At 63.8% G+C, this 15,057-nt stretch carries 14 protein-coding genes; 8 read left to right on the forward strand and 6 right to left on the reverse strand.

From position 1 onward, the window contains the following. The first annotated feature begins 43 nt into the window (after positions 1-43). Entirely contained in the window at positions 44-2,164 is a 2,121-nt protein-coding gene (glyS, locus tag P3C39_RS15310; protein WP_275953752.1) for a glycine--tRNA ligase subunit beta, read from the forward strand. Between the two features lie 109 nt (positions 2,165-2,273). Beyond that, complete coding sequence (locus P3C39_RS15315) at positions 2,274-2,567, forward strand: ATPase (RefSeq protein ID WP_275953751.1); 294 nt, start codon at positions 2,274-2,276, stop codon at positions 2,565-2,567. 106 nt (positions 2,568-2,673) lie between these two features. On the opposite strand, the gene P3C39_RS15320 is transcribed toward P3C39_RS15315, so the two are convergent. Together P3C39_RS15320 and P3C39_RS15325 are read right to left on the reverse strand one after the other, a co-directional pair. Beyond that, positions 2,674-3,063 (reverse strand): hypothetical protein, encoded by a 390-nt coding sequence (locus tag P3C39_RS15320; RefSeq protein ID WP_024502648.1) that lies wholly within the window; start codon positions 3,061-3,063, stop codon positions 2,674-2,676. Between the two features lie 178 nt (positions 3,064-3,241). Next, positions 3,242-3,727: a hypothetical protein gene (locus P3C39_RS15325; RefSeq protein ID WP_224674176.1), complete on the reverse strand. Its 486-nt coding sequence runs from the start codon at positions 3,725-3,727 to the stop codon at positions 3,242-3,244. Positions 3,728-3,919: 192 nt separating this feature from the next. On the opposite strand from P3C39_RS15325, the gene P3C39_RS15330 reads away from it, so the two are divergent. The 3 genes from P3C39_RS15330 (at position 3,920) to P3C39_RS15340 (ending at position 7,086) form a co-directional block, all read left to right on the forward strand. After that, a complete protein-coding gene (locus P3C39_RS15330; RefSeq protein ID WP_224674059.1) occupies positions 3,920-4,894 on the forward strand; it encodes an L-threonylcarbamoyladenylate synthase in 975 nt (324 codons plus the stop codon). Positions 4,895-4,902: 8 nt separating this feature from the next. Continuing rightward, a complete protein-coding gene (locus P3C39_RS15335; RefSeq protein WP_224674060.1) occupies positions 4,903-6,333 on the forward strand; it encodes an FAD-binding oxidoreductase in 1,431 nt (476 codons plus the stop codon). A 186-nt stretch (positions 6,334-6,519) separates the two neighbouring features. After that, complete coding sequence (locus tag P3C39_RS15340; RefSeq protein WP_127368712.1) at positions 6,520-7,086, forward strand: DUF6101 family protein; 567 nt, start codon at positions 6,520-6,522, stop codon at positions 7,084-7,086. Positions 7,087-7,251: 165 nt separating this feature from the next. Here the strand turns inward: P3C39_RS15340 and ubiA are convergent, their stop codons facing one another. Then, on the reverse strand, positions 7,252-8,235 hold the full coding sequence (ubiA, locus tag P3C39_RS15345; protein WP_275953902.1) for a 4-hydroxybenzoate octaprenyltransferase: 984 nt from the start codon (positions 8,233-8,235) through the stop codon (positions 7,252-7,254). Between the two features lie 68 nt (positions 8,236-8,303). Continuing rightward, positions 8,304-9,215 (reverse strand): LysR family transcriptional regulator, encoded by a 912-nt coding sequence (locus P3C39_RS15350; RefSeq protein ID WP_013532815.1) that lies wholly within the window; start codon positions 9,213-9,215, stop codon positions 8,304-8,306. Between the two features lie 89 nt (positions 9,216-9,304). On the opposite strand from P3C39_RS15350, the gene P3C39_RS15355 reads away from it, so the two are divergent. After that, complete coding sequence (locus P3C39_RS15355; protein WP_275953750.1) at positions 9,305-10,120, forward strand: phytanoyl-CoA dioxygenase family protein; 816 nt, start codon at positions 9,305-9,307, stop codon at positions 10,118-10,120. A 151-nt stretch (positions 10,121-10,271) separates the two neighbouring features. After that, positions 10,272-11,549 carry a phosphoribosylamine--glycine ligase gene (gene purD, locus P3C39_RS15360; protein ID WP_275953749.1) on the forward strand — a complete coding sequence of 426 codons (1,278 nt, stop codon included), beginning with the start codon at positions 10,272-10,274 and terminating at the stop codon, positions 11,547-11,549. Positions 11,550-11,574: 25 nt separating this feature from the next. On the opposite strand, the gene P3C39_RS15365 is transcribed toward purD, so the two are convergent. Next, positions 11,575-12,684: a glycoside hydrolase family 25 protein gene (locus P3C39_RS15365; RefSeq protein ID WP_275953748.1), complete on the reverse strand. Its 1,110-nt coding sequence runs from the start codon at positions 12,682-12,684 to the stop codon at positions 11,575-11,577. Positions 12,685-12,826: 142 nt separating this feature from the next. Further along, positions 12,827-13,063 (reverse strand): hypothetical protein, encoded by a 237-nt coding sequence (locus tag P3C39_RS15370; RefSeq protein WP_275953747.1) that lies wholly within the window; start codon positions 13,061-13,063, stop codon positions 12,827-12,829. Positions 13,064-13,278: 215 nt separating this feature from the next. Between P3C39_RS15370 and P3C39_RS15375 the strand changes: the two genes are divergently transcribed. After that, positions 13,279-15,048, forward strand: coding sequence for an acyl-CoA dehydrogenase (locus tag P3C39_RS15375; RefSeq protein ID WP_275953746.1), 1,770 nt, complete (start codon positions 13,279-13,281; stop codon positions 15,046-15,048). Positions 15,049-15,057: the final 9 nt, after the last annotated feature.

The following is a 15,057-nucleotide window of genomic DNA, read 5'->3' on the forward strand; positions in this document are numbered from 1 at the left end:
TGCTATGCCCCGCCCGGACCATTTTGCCGCGTGAGCCCCATCCATGCCTGACCTGCTTCTAGAACTCCGCTCGGAAGAGATTCCCGCCCGCATGCAGCGCAAGGCGGCTGGCGATCTCAGGAAGATGCTGACTGACGGCCTGGTCGAGGCGGGGCTGACCTATGAGGCCGCGCGCGAGTACTGGACGCCGCGGCGGCTGACCCTCGACATCAGGGGTCTCACCGCGCGCTCGAAGGATATAAACGAAGAGATCAAGGGGCCTTCGACATCGGCGCCCGAACAGGCGGTCCAGGGCTTCCTGCGCAAGGCCGGACTTTCCTCGATCGCCGAGGCGCATGTCCATTCCGATCCGAAGAAGGGCGATTTTTATGTCGCCCACATTTCGAAGCCGGGCAGGGCGGCCGAACAGATCATCGCGGACCTGGTGCCTGATATCATCCGCAATTTCCCGTGGCCGAAATCGATGCGCTGGGGGCCGGCCTCGGCCAAGCCCGGTTCATTGCGCTGGGTGCGCCCGCTGCAATCGATCCTGTGCACCTTCGGCCCGGAGACCGAGGAGCCTGTCGTGGTCGATTTCGAGATCGACGGCATCCGCTCCGGCAACATCACCTATGGCCACCGTTTTCATGCGCCTGATGCGATCACGGTGCGCCGCTTCGACGACTATGTTTCCAAACTGGAAGCGGCCAAGGTCGTGCTCGATGCCGACCGCCGCAAGGAGATCATCCTTGCCGACGCCCGCAATCTCGCCTTCGCCAACGGGCTCGACCTGGTCGAGGACGAAGGGCTGCTGGAGGAGGTGTCCGGGCTGGTCGAATGGCCTGTCGTGCTGATGGGCGAGTTCGAGGAGGCATTCCTCGCCATTCCAGCCGAAGTGATCCGACTGACCATCCGCGCCAACCAGAAGTGCTTTGTGACACGGCCGCAGGGTGTCGACGACGCGCTTTCCAATCGCTTCATTCTAACCGCCAACATCGAAGCCAGGGATGGCGGCAAGGAGATCGCCCACGGCAACGGCAAGGTGGTGCGCGCCCGCCTGTCCGACGCGCTTTATTTCTGGACGACCGACCAGGGCGATTTGCCTGACCTGGCTGAGCTCGAGGCATCGGCGGAAAAATTCGGGCTTGATCTCAAGAAGCCGCTCGACCAGCGCATGGCCCGCCTCGACCATCTCGGCGTGACTTTCCACGCCAAGCTCGGCACGCAGGGCGAACGGGTGGAGCGGATGAAGCGATTGGCGGAAGAACTGGCTCCGATCGTCGGCGCCGATCCCGCACTCGCGCGCCGCGCTGCCGTCTTGGCCAAGGCAGATCTCACCACTGAAGTCGTCGGCGAGTTCCCGGAACTGCAAGGCGCCATGGGCCGCAAATATGCGCTGCTTCAGGGCGAGCACGCATCGGTCGCCGCTGCAGCGGAGGAACACTACAAGCCGCAAGGCCCGTCCGATCGCGTATCGAGCGATCCGGTTTCGATCACAGTGGCGCTTGCCGATAAGCTCGATACGCTGGTCGGTTTCTGGGCAATCGACGAAAAGCCGACTGGGTCGAAGGATCCCTATGCGCTGCGTAGAGCGGCGCTGGGTGTGGTTAGAATATTGGTCGAGAATGATATTCGACTGGCGCTGGCAGCCATCGTCGGGAAAGCGTCTGACCTTCTGTCCTTCTTCCACGACCGCCTGAAAGTCTACCTCCGCGATCAGGGCGCCCGGCACGATCTCATCGATGCCGTCATCACGCCGCAGTCCGACGACCTCTTGCAGATCGTCCGCCGCGTCGAGGCGCTCGGCTCCTTCCTCGACACCGAGGACGGCAAGAACCTGCTCGCCGGCACCAAGCGCGCGGCCAACATTCTGGCTGCCGAGGAGAAAAAGAAAACGGCGGTCGCCGAAACCGTTGAGCCGGCGCTGTTTCGCGCGGATACCGAGAAATCGCTGTTTGCGGCGGTGAACCAGGCTGAGAAGCAAGCCGGCGAAGCGATTCAAAACGATGATTTTTCCGGCGCCTTGCTGGCGCTTAGCGTGTTGCGCGAGCCGGTTGATTCATTCTTTGAGCATGTTCTTGTAAACGATGAGGATCAGGCGGTGCGTGCCAACCGCCTGGCGCTGCTCGCCCGCATCCGCACGGCCACCGGTCAGGTCGCGGATTTCTCCAGGATCGCAGGTTAAGGTGAAGAAAATATTCTCTGCTACCGGCCGTTCGAGCCGGCTTACAGTCATATGGCGATGATCTCTCCGTGGCAAAAGGGACATGTTCCCCAACCCCACGGAGGCTTCCATGAATTCCGATCACGAAATCGAAGTGACAGAAGAAACTCCCGCCGAGGCGCTTGAATCCGCTTCCGAAACCATTCTCGATCATGCCGCCGCCGCAGCGATCGAAGCCGCTGACCTGTCTGATGACGACGAAGACGGCGACGATGAAGAAGGCGAAGGGTCCACCGAAGCTGCCACGCTCTCGGATGACGACGAAGATGAAGACGAGGACGAAGACGACGCCGAGGACAGCGTGAAGGCTGAAGGCGACGAGTCCGAAGAAGAAGACGACGACGACAAGGAAGAAGCGGCCTGATCTTTTCAGCCGCCGATTCCGTCGATGGCAAAGGCGGCGCTGAGGCGCCGCCCTTTGCTATCAGCCGTCCCCGAAGCCGACTGTCAGCCGCCCCGGCGACGGCCCGTCAGTTCTCAAGAATGCTGACGCGCACGCTGTTTTCGTAGACATCGACCTGGATCAGCGGTTCGCCATTGACGATGGCGCGCTTGGTCGAGGAACTCATCGCGCCGCCACGCTCCAGCATGCGTTGCAGGTCGGCGCGCTGGTCGTTGGTCCTGAACCAGCCATCAGCCTCGTCGTCGCTGTCACGGCGGTGGAATTTGTGCCAGTTGGCGCGGTCCTGCCGCACCATCTGCGCGGCATTGTCCAGCGCATAGCCGTCACTCGCCTGATGGTCGCGATCGGAAATGCGCGCGACATAGGATCCCAGCATGTCGTCGGCATGAGCCGCGACGACGCCAAGCAGTGACGCCAGCAATAGGCCTGCTCCGGTCACGATTCCAGATTTTCTCATGCTTTCCCCCTTTACCCCTTAGCGATGAAATCCCGTCTGCCAGAACCGCCTGACGAAATACAGGCGATGGCGTCTGGCGGCTGAAATAAACCGAAACCGAGTTTGTTTGGCAATCGTGCGCCGGGCGCCAGATCGCCGTCAAGTCACGCCTTCGATGTCGGCTGTCTTTGAGGCGGGGCTACTTGGTGTAGCCGTTGGGAGGCATGCGCTGCCCTGCTGCCGGGGCCGGAGCGCTCGGCGGGGCGGGTTGGTTCTCGGCGTTCCCTGAGGGGGCAGCGGAAGCGGTGGCCGTTGCCGGCGCGGTGCCAGCGGCCGGCGCGGCACCGGTCGCTGGTGCAGAGGTTGGCGCGGGTGCCGGGAAATCGGGACCGGTAACGCCGCCACGAATGACCATCGGGCCTGGCTGGAAGCCGTGCCCGGTCGCGGGCTTGTCCGGGATCGCCGCTACCTTTTCATCGGTGACGTCGGGCTGTGCTTCCCCTTTTGCCACCACCGACAGCGCATCGCTGGCGTTGACTGCATCGGCGGTTCCAGGCTGGTTAGGAGCGCCGATCCTGACGATCGATGGTGTGGAGGATGGCGCGCCTGGAAAAACCAGGGATGACGCCTGGGCTTCGCCGGCCGCAACAGCAAGAATGATACCCAGCAGGATACGCGCAGACACTGATGTCGCTCCCCTTTGCCCAGAAGCTGTTCGATAGCAGGCCGGAATTGATGCCGGCTTTCGTGGAAACATAGCATTTTAGGGATTGATAAATCGCCAATGCTCCTGCTCGCCAACAAACGGTTACCCAACAGCCGACTTGCCCAATGGCCGCCATCGTACTACGCACCCCGCATCTGTGAGGTGACGAGAGTGGCTGAAATACTTGGCTCGGGCGAGGCGCTGGAGCGGGCGCTGGCGCTGCTCAGGGAGGGCGATGTCGTCGCCATCCCGACGGAAACCGTATACGGGCTGGCCGGCGACGCGACCAACGGCATCGGCGTCGCGCGCATCTTCGAAGCCAAGGGGCGGCCGCGCTTCAACCCGCTGATCGCCCATGTCGCCGACATGGCGATGGCCGAGCGCCTCGCGCTGTTCGATCCGCTGTCCAGGAAACTGGCGCTGGCGTTCTGGCCCGGTCCGCTGACGCTGGTGCTGCCGCAACGGCCCGGCAACGGCATCCATCCGCTGGTCACCGCCGGGCTCGATACAATCGCCTTGCGCATGCCGAGGGGCTTTGGTAGCGATCTGATCGCCAGGCTCGGCCGCCCGCTTGCCGCGCCCAGCGCCAATTCATCCGGCAGGATCAGCGCAACGACCGCGCAAGCGGTGGCAGCCGATCTCGGTGCGCGGATAAAGCTGGTGGTCGATGGCGGCGCGACCCCGGTCGGGCTGGAATCGACGATTCTCAAGGCCGAGGGGGAAAGAATGCGGCTGCTGAGGCCCGGCGGCATCGCCGCCGAGGAGATCGAGGCGGCCATCGGCATGGAACTGTTGCGCGGCGGCACCGCCAGTATCGAGGCGCCGGGCATGCTTGCCTCGCATTATGCGCCAGGTGCCGCGATGCGGCTCAATGCCGGCACGGTCGGCGAGGGCGAGGCTTTGCTCGGCTTCGGCAGCCAACGGGCGGACGGCTGGCGCCGCGCCGAAGCCTTCCTCAATTTGTCCGAAACCGGGGACCTGCGCGAAGCGGCAAGCAATCTGTTCGCTTGTATGCAGGCACTCGACCGCAGCGGCGCGCGCACCATCGCCGTCGAGCCTATTCCCTGCGACGGGCTCGGCGAAGCGATCAACGATCGGCTGTCGCGTGCAGCCGCCCCTCGTGACATCACGCAACCCGCAACATAGTTTCCCCCATGATCGAAATCACAAAGACACTCGATCCCGCCCTCATCGATCGCTTCACGGCGATCGTCGGCGACAGATATGCACTGCGTGATCAGCAGGACATCGCGCCCTACCTCATTGAGCGACGTGGGCTTTGGCACGGCGCGACGTCGCTGGTGCTGCGGCCGGGCAGCGTCGACGAGGTCAGCCGGATCATGCGGCTGGCGACCGAGACGGGAACGCCGATCGTGCCGCAAAGCGGCAACACCGGGCTGGTCGGCGCGCAGGTGCCGGACAGGTCCGGGCGCGAAATCGTCCTGTCGCTGTCGCGGCTGAACCGCATCCGCGAGATCGATATCCTGTCCAACACGGTGACGGTCGAGGCCGGTGTCATCCTGCAGACGCTGCAGGAGGCAGCCGACGCCGCCGACCGGCTGTTCCCGCTGTCGCTGGCCGCGCAAGGCTCCTGCCAGATCGGGGGCAATCTTTCCTCCAATGCCGGCGGCACCGGCGTGCTTGCCTATGGCAATGCGCGTGAACTTTGCCTCGGTGTCGAGGTGGTGCTGCCGACCGGCGAGGTGTTCGACGACCTGCGCAAGCTGAAGAAGGACAACACCGGCTACGATCTGAAAAACCTGTTCGTCGGCGCCGAAGGCACGCTCGGCGTCATCACCGCCGCCGTGCTGAAGCTGTTCCCGAAGCCGAAGGGGCGCGAAGTCGCCTTCGTCGGCCTGTCGTCGCCCGAGGCGGCACTTTCGCTGTTCGGCCTGGCCATGGACCGTGCCGGGGCAGCACTCACCGCTTTCGAACTGATCGGCAGGCGGCCATATGATTTCACCCTGGCGCATGCCCAGGGTGTGGTGCGGCCGCTGATCGAGGACTGGCCGTGGTACGTGCTGATGCAGATTTCATCAGGCCGTTCGTCGGAGGATTCGAGAGCGTTGATCGAGGATGTGCTGTCGGCTGGCCTCGAACAGGAATTCGTCGGCGACGCCGTCATTGCCGCGAGTCTCGCGCAGGGCGATGCCTTCTGGAATTTCCGTGAGTTGCTGCCCGAGGCGCAGAAACCGGAGGGCGCCTCGATCAAGCACGACATTTCGGTGCCTATTGCCTCGATCCCGCGTTTCATCGAAGAAGCCGCCGGCGCGGTGGCGTCGGTGAGCGCCGGCGCGCGCGTGGTCTGCTTCGGCCATATGGGCGACGGCAATCTCCACTACAACATTTCCCGGCCCGTCGACGGCGACGATGAGGCGTTCCTCGCTCTCTATCACCCCATGAACAAGGCGGTGCACGATGTGGTGCGCAGCCTGCACGGTTCGATCTCGGCCGAGCATGGCATCGGCCAGTTGAAGCGCGACGAACTGATCGCCACCGCGCCGCCGACGGCGATCGATCTGATGCGAAGGGTGAAGGCCGCTTTCGACCCGGCCGGCATCATGAATCCGGGTAAGGTTATCTGATCCTTTCGACATCTTGTGGTTGGTGGGATTCCGATAACCATCCCTGAGATCAGCAAAATTTAACCGACTTTCTTAAGCGGGGCGGTAAGGAGCCCGCGCTACTGTCTCCATACAAACGAGGCTGGAAAAACCGGCCCGGAGAGAACCGGACACCGGCTCTCAGGAGACAGACAGGAAGGCCACTCTATGAACACCGGACTGAAGCCAGTCTGGGCGGGACGCAACATGCGTCTCGACCCATTTCGCCTGCCGCAAGTGGTGAGCTACGCGACTCGCGACGACTACGGCGATGTAACCTTCACCATCGACCAGCGCGGCGCCGTGATCCGCCGCTTGCTCGAGATGAGCGGCCTGCCCGCGATCATCGTTCTGCCTTCCAATGCGTTCCGCGGCGTTGCCGCCCGCGCCATGGAGGACCCGGACGGCAACGTCACGGTGACCCTGGAACTCCTGCACAACGACCCGATGCTGTCGGTGCCGCTGCTGGTGGCCGACGATCTCGACGATGTCGCAGCCGACTGGCGCGCCTGGGCCGACGCATACCGCCTGCCGATGCTGCTGATCGAATCGGACGGCGTTGCCCGCACCCTGGAAGAATCGCTCGGTGCCGCCATCAAGACGCTGCCGCCGCAGGATCGGCGCAAGGGGCGGATTTCGAACACGCGCCGCCCGCGTTTCCTCGCTCGCCGCAGAGCTGGCGACCTCGGTCTCAGGCTGGTCATCGACGGCCAGGAGATTATTTCGCGGGAGTAGGAAGGTTCTTCCTTCTCCCCCTGGGAGAAGGTGGCCGAGCGAAGCTCGGTCGGATGAGGGGTGTTCCAGCTTGGCAATGCCGGCGTTCCGTCACGCACCCCTCAACCGTCTTGGCGCTGCGCGCCAATCCACCTTCTCCCACAAGGGGAGAAGGAAGAAGCGCCGCTAAACCAGCGGCTTCAGAGCCACCCACACAGCGCCGCCGATCAGGCCGAGGAAGATCAGCCAGCCGACCTGGTTGTTCGACCTGAACAGGCGCAGGCATTGGTCCGGATTGTCGATGTCCAACACGGCGATCTGCCGCGCCATATGGGCGCCGGCGGCGATCAGCCCGGCCAGCGCCACCACCGGCGCCTGCGCCGACGCGAAGGCGATGGCGAAGCAGATCAGCGCGCCGCCATAAAGTCCGGCCAGCCAGGCCTTGGTGTTGTCGCCGAACAGGCGTGCCGTCGAGCGCACGCCGACAATGGCGTCATCTTCCTTGTCCTGGTGCGCGTAGATCGTGTCGTAGCCGATCACCCACAGGATCGAGCCGATATAGAGCATGACAGCAGGCCCATCGAGATCGCCGAACTCGACCGCCCATCCCATCAGCGCGCCCCAGGAAAAAGCAAGGCCGAGCACAAGTTGGGGCCAGTTGGTTATCCGCTTCATGAACGGGTAAATGGCTATGACCGCCAGTGAGCAGATGCCGAGCAGGACGGCAAAGCTGTTGAACTGGATGAGCACGACGAGGCCGACCAGGGCTTGCAGGACGAGAAACAGCCATGCCCGCCGGCGCGTCGCCTTGCCTGACGGCAGCGGTCGCGAGCGCGTGCGCTCCACCTGGTTGTCGATGTCCTCGTCGACGAGGTCGTTGTAGGTGCAGCCGGCGCCGCGCATGGCGATGGCCCCGACCAGGAAAAGCACGAGATACAAAGGCGCCGGCAGCAGCGAGAGCAGCGGGTCGCCCGGACGCGGATAGGCGCTCGCCGCCAAGGCCGCCGACCACCAGCACGGCCACAGCAGCAGTTGCCAGCCTATCGGCCTGTCCCACCGCGCAAGCTGCGCATAGGGCCATATCGAGCGCGGCAGCACGCGGTAGACCCAATGGCCGTTCGGCGCATCGGCGACACGGCCCTGGGCCGTTTTCGACTGGATGGTTTCCATGCCCATGGAGTGGCAGCAGCGGCGGAAACCGTCAAGCGGCAAGCGGAGACGCGGCGCCCGTCAGCCTTTCACGAGGCAAAGATGTCGCGGGTGGCGAACCAGTCCTTGGCCACCTCGACGAAGGCCAGCGCTGCATTCGACACACGCTGATGCGTGTCATAGGTGAGCAGGATCCGCTGCATGGGCAGCGGATCGGACAGCGGCTTGCAGATGAGCGGCAGCCCGTCATAGCTGCGGTCGCCATGCGGGCGGGTGTAGCTGACCGCAACGCCGAAGCCGTTGGCGACCATGCTCCGTTGCAGTTCGAACGAGCTTGTCGTCATGTCGGCCACAGGCGAAAGGCCGCGGCTGCGGAACAGGTCGAGCATATGCTGCCAGCTGTGCGGCTGGTCGGTGGTGATCAGCGGATAGGCGGCCAGATCGGCAAGGCTGACCGACGGGCGATCCGCCAGGGCATGGCCTGCCGGCAACAGCGCGTGCGGGCGAAGTTCACGCAGCAGGATGCGGGCGAAATGCGTCGGCAGGCTGAGATCATAAGTCAGGCCGAGATCGATGGCCGCGTCACCCAGCCGTCGACCCAGCGTCTCGAACGTCTCGTCGCGAACGACGATCTTGACGGCCGGATAGCGTTCGGAGAAGGCGCGGATCAAAGCCGGCGCGAAGAAAGGCGCCAGATCCTCGAAGCATCCCAACACCAACTCGCCGCTGACAGCCGATTTGCTTGAACCCAGGCCGATGAGTTCCTCCGTTTCGGTGAGAACCTGCCTTGCCTTGGCCACGACGGCGCGGCCGAACGATGTCGGCGACACGCCGCTTCCCCGCTGGCGGACGAACAGTTTCTGGCCGAAATTCTTTTCGACCGCGTCGATGGCCACCGAGATCGACGGCTGAGAGACGTTCAGCATCTTTGCCGCGCCGGTGACGCTGCCGTGACGCGCCACGGCAACCAGATAGCGTAGCTGCGTGAGAGTCACACTCATAGAGGCACTCTATATGTCAGATCGAAAGTTATTATTTTACCGAATGAATAGATGTTGCGATAGTGGCTTTATTCCAAGAGGAGAACGCCATGGCTTCCCGGACTGCCACCCTCGACGCCACCAGGATCGGCGCGTCCACGATTGCCGACTATCAGCGTGACGGCGCTGTTTGCATTCGCGGCGCCTTCAAGGGCTGGGTCGACACGATTGCCGCCGGCATCGAACGCAACATGCAGAACCGCAGCGCCACCGCATCCGACATAGCCAATGGTCGCGGTAGTTTCTTCGATGACTACTGCAACTGGGAGCGCATCCCCGAATTCGTCAGCCTGGTACGGGACTCACCCGCCGCCGAACTGGCGGCGGCGGTGATGCAGTCGCGCACCGCGCAGTTCTTCCATGATCATGTGCTGGTGAAGGAACCCGGCACGCAGAAGCCGACGCCCTGGCATCAGGACATCCCCTACTATTTCGTCGATGGCCAACAGACGGTGAGCTTCTGGATACCCATCGACCCGGTGAAAGAGGCGACGCTGCGGCTGATCGCCGGCTCGCACAAATGGGACAAGATGATCCTGCCGGTGCGCTGGCTCGACGATAGCAATTTCTATGCCGGCGAGGGCGACTATCTGCCGGTGCCCGATCCCGATAAGGACCCTTCGATGAAGGTGCTCGAATGGGAAATGGAGCCGGGCGACGCCATCCTGTTCGACTTCAGGACCGCGCATGGCGCGCGTGGCAATATGACCGCGGCGCGGCGTCGGGCGCTGTCGCTGCGCTGGGTCGGTGACGATGCGCGCTATGTCGAGCGGCCGGGCCGTACCTCGCCGCCCTATCATGGCCACGGCATGCAGCCGGGGCAGAGACTGCGCGAGGATTGGTTTCCTGTCGTCTACCAGCGCTGAGCAGGGTCCAGAACAAGGGTGCTGGTATTCGGCGCCCATATTCGGGGGTAACGTCCCGTGCGCAATTTCCATCAAAACACCCTGATGCCTTGACCCGTCGCCCAGAGAGCAATAGCGGGTGCTCTTCAAGGGTTAGCATCAAGAGGTGGCCATGAACGTTCTTCTTCTCGGCTCCGGCGGCCGCGAACATGCGCTCGCCTGGAAGATCGCCGCATCGCCGCTGCTGACGAAGCTTTATGCTGCCCCCGGCAATCCGGGCATCGGCAGCGAGGCCGAACTGGTGAAGCTGGATATAGCCGACAATGCCGCCGTGGCCGCGTTCTGCAAGGACAAAAAAATCGACCTCGTGGTCGTTGGCCCGGAAGGGCCGCTGGTCGCCGGCATTGCCGACGATCTGCGCGCGCAAGACATCCGCGTCTTCGGACCCTCCAAAGCCGCCGCACAGCTTGAGGGTTCGAAGGGTTTCACCAAGGATCTCTGTGCCCGCTACGACATCCCTACCGCCGCCTATGGCCGCTTCGGCGATCTGGCCTCCGCGAAGGCCTATGTCGAGAAGATGGGCGCACCGATCGTCATCAAGGCGGATGGGTTGGCTGCCGGCAAGGGCGTCACCGTTGCCATGACGCTCGACGAAGCGCGGACAGCACTCGATGCCTGTTTCGAGGGCTCATTCGGCGCCGCCGGCGCGGAAGTGGTGGTCGAGGAGTTCATGACCGGCGAGGAGGCGAGCTTTTTCTGCCTCTGCGACGGTACCACCGCGCTGCCCTTCGGCACCGCGCAGGATCACAAGCGCGTTGGCGATGGCGATACCGGTCCCAACACCGGCGGCATGGGGGCCTATTCGCCGGCCCCGGTGATGACGCCGGAACTGGTCGAGCGCACCATGCGCGAGATCATCGAGCCGACCATGCGCGGCATGGCCGAACTTGGCGCGCCGTTCTCCGGCGTGCTGTTTGCCGGGCTGATGATCACAGAGAAGGGGCCGAAGCTGATCGAATACAACACTCGTTTCGGCGACCCGGAATGCCAGGTGCTGATGATGCGGCTGAAGGACGATCTGCTGGTTCTGCTCAACGCGGCAGTTGATGGCCAACTTGCCCACACCTCGGTGCGCTGGCGCGACGAGGCAGCACTCACCGTGGTGATGGCGGCGAGAGGCTATCCCGGCACGCCGGAAAAGGGCTCGGTCATCCGCGGTGTCGAAGATGCGGCGGGCGACGGCGTCCAGATATTCCATGCCGGCACCGCCATCAACGGCGGCGCGCTGGTTGCCAATGGCGGCCGCGTCCTCAATGTCACGGCGACGGGAAGCACGGTCGGCGAGGCGCAGAAACGAGCCTATGCGGCGCTCGACCGCATCGACTGGCCGGACGGCTTCTGCCGTCGTGACATCGGCTGGCAGGCCGTGGCGCGCGAGCAGGCTGGCTGAAAGTCGGTATTGGAGGGTCGGCAGTCTACCGCAAACCGCGATCGATCTTGGTCGAAGCGGTGCTGAGTGGATCGGCTGCGGCAAAGGCGGCGTCGAGCTGCGCCGGCGAACGCTGCTCGGTCCGCTTCCAGGCGACATATTGGACAATGCCGAAACTCGGTCTCCGGGGCACCGTCTTCACGACCGGCATGCGGAAGCCGTCGCGGAAACGGGACCAGCGTGTGCCCAACGCTGCGACCATGTCCTCGAAAGTCGGCGGCGCGGCCACAGACGCATAGGTGATGGTGACATTGCCGGCGAGGCCGGCCTCGCGTGAAACCGGTAGCGGTATGGAGGCGAGATAGTCCGGCGGCACGTCGATAAGCCCGCCGAACGGCCATTGCGCGCGCAGCGTTGCGGCGTCCATCGGCGCGACATTGACGTCGATATCCTTGGGCGTGCCGGTAACCCTGTAAGGGCAGTGGAACCTGCCGCAATTGGCTTGTGCCGAAAACTGCCACAGCGCGTAGCCCTGCCAGTTGCCCATCGGAAAATGCACATCGATGTCAGGCTTGTAGCGGGCATACCAGAGTGGCAGCCGCGATAGGAGCCGGTATCTGTAACTGTTGTCGGCAATGTACTGGGCCGTTTTGCCGTTGGTGTAGAGCACCGGGAAACGGCCGATGCGCCGATGCACCTGGCGCACGAACTCCTCGGCATCATCGAGCGACATCCATTGCGAGGGATCGTTGCCCTCGATGTCGAGAGCCATGAGATCGTCCGGTGCAGGCTCGGCGAAATCGAGGAAATTATTGGCCTGCTCGACCGGATTGCCGGGGCGGGCAAGGTGATAGGCGCCCCATTTCAGGCCGAGTGCCTTGGCCACCACCCGGCGCGTCTGGAACAGTTCGCGCGTCACCGCATGGCGTTTCCACAGCGCCTTGCAAAGCTTCACCTCGGTGTCGACGCCCAAGCAGAAATAGGGCGGCGGCATCCCGTCGGACGCCTTGTTGATGAAGCCGACGATCCTCTTGTCGGTGGCAAGTTGGCCCCAGTCGATGGAATTGTACTCGTAGGCATCCACGACCAGGGCGCGGTCGGCGTTCTTCCACGGCTCGGAAAAATCCGAGGCCTTTGCCGCCGTCGACAGCGCCATCGTCGCCGCCAAGGCGAGAAGCGCTGTGCGGCGAAGGAGGCGCGCCGTCCTTTTCAAAAACAGGGAACCCCCGTTGATCAAACACAAATGCTGAACCGCTATGGTTAAGGATTTGCTTCTCGGAGCTTGGCGCCAGAAAAAACTAGCGTCGGACGAACGGCTGAACCTCAAACGGGTCCGGAGCCGGCTCTTGCCGCAGCGTGCCCTCGGCGGCGCGTTTGCGGTGGTGGGCGAGTGAGCATTGCGGCGAGCATAATATGCCGCGATCCGACCAGTAGGCGGCCCCGTGGTCCAGTCTGCCGCCATGGTAGCAGAACCCCTCCGCTCGATAGGGCAGGCCGCATTCGATGCAGCGATAGGCGTCGGGTCTCGCAAGCATGGGCGGTTCCGGTTGGCTGGTTCTGATCCGTCGCCGGTCGACTTGATCCGGCATGGATTGAACTTAATACGCGCCGCCGCGATTGCAAAATCCGCGTGACAAAATTTGACGTTTACGTAAAAAGAAGATGGGAAGACCGCTGATACGGCGGGTGGTTTTGCAGCGGCACCGGCTCTAGTGTTGGGCGGGCCGATGCATCGGGAGGAGTGAGCGGCATGTATAGGGCACCGGTCGAGGATATTGCTTTCACGCTCAAGCACGTCGCCGGCATGAAATCGGCGCTCGATGCCGGCAGGTTCGGCGATCTCGGCGATGACCTGGTCGATGCCGTTCTTGGCGAGGCCGGCCGCTTCGCCACTGAAGAGGTCGCACCGCTCTACACGATCGGCGATCGGCAAGGTGCCGTGCTGAAGGACGCTGCCGTCACCACACCGCCCGGCTGGAAGGAACTCTATCGCCGCTGGATCGATGGCGGCTGGAATGCGCTCTCCGGGCCTGAGGAATATGGCGGCCAGGCGCTGCCGACCATGCTTGGCGTTGCCGCGCTCGAAATGTGGAACTCCGCGGCCATGGCCTTCGGCATCGGCCCGACGCTGACCATGGGCGCTGTCGAAGCGCTCGACAAACACGCCTCCACAGACCTCAAGGCAAAGTATCTCGAAAAGCTCGTCTCCGGCGAGTGGATGGGCACGATGAACCTGACCGAGCCGCAAGCCGGTTCGGACCTCGCCGCCTTGCGCGCCCGCGCGGAGCCGGTGGGTGACGGCAGCTACCGCATCTTCGGCCAGAAAATCTTCATCACCTATGGCGAGCACGACTTCACCGACAACATCATCCATCTGGTGCTGGCGCGGCTGCCCGATGCGCCGGCCGGCACGCGCGGCGTATCGCTGTTCCTGGTGCCGAAATTCCTGGTCGGCGACGATGGCGCGCTCGGCGCCCGCAACGATGTCTTTTGTTCCGGACTTGAGCACAAGCTCGGCATCCACGCCTCGCCGACCTGCACCATGATCTATGGCGACGGTTTCCAGGGCGCCAAGCCCGGCGCTATCGGCTGGCTGATCGGCGAGGAGAACAAGGGCCTCGCCTGCATGTTCACGATGATGAACAATGCGCGGCTTTGTGTCGGCATGCAGGGGGTAGCGGTCGCGGAAGCCGCAACGCAGAAGGCGATCGCCTATGCCAATGAACGCCGGCAGGGCAAGGCAGCGAGCTACACTGGCACGGGTATGGCGCCGATCGTCCATCACCCCGATGTCCAGCGTAACCTGCTGACCATGAAGGCGCTGACCCAAACCGCGCGCGCCATCAGCTATTCCTGTGCCCACGCCATCGACATGGCCCGTGTCTCCGCCGGTGACGAGGCGGCACACTGGCGCGACCGCGCCAATCTGCTGACGCCGCTGGCAAAGGCCTTCTCGACCGATATCGGCGTCGAGGTTGCCTCACTCGGCCTCCAGGTTCATGGCGGCATGGGCTTCATCGAGGAGACGGGAGCGGCCGCCTTCTATCGTGATGCGCGCATCGCACCGATCTACGAGGGCACCAACGGCATCCAGGCGATCGATCTGGTGATGCGCAAGCTGCCGCTCGGCGGCGGCAACCATGTGCATGGTTACATCGCCGAACTGGCTGATATGGCCGCAGCGGTGCGGACCTCGAACCTGCAGGGTTTCGGCCGCACCGCCGACGCTCTCGACGCGGCACTTGGCGATCTCGGCGAAGCGACCCGCTTCCTGCAGAAACTGGCGGCCGAAGGCCGGGCGGACGAGGCGCTGGCGGGCGCGACGCCCTATCTCAGGCTGATCTCGCTTGCCGCCGGCGGCGCCTATCTGGCGCGCGGCGCTCTTGCCGATCAAGGCCGTATTCCCCTTTGCCGCTTCTTCGCCGAAAACCTGCTCGGCGAGGTCAGCGCTTTGCGGGCGCGCGTCATCGATGGCGCCGAAAGCCTCGCCGCTGCCGGAAAAACGCTGATTTCCGCCTGACGTTCACAA

Source organism: Mesorhizobium sp. XAP4, from assembly GCF_029269325.1.
Taxonomy (GTDB): domain Bacteria; phylum Pseudomonadota; class Alphaproteobacteria; order Rhizobiales; family Rhizobiaceae; genus Mesorhizobium; species Mesorhizobium ciceri.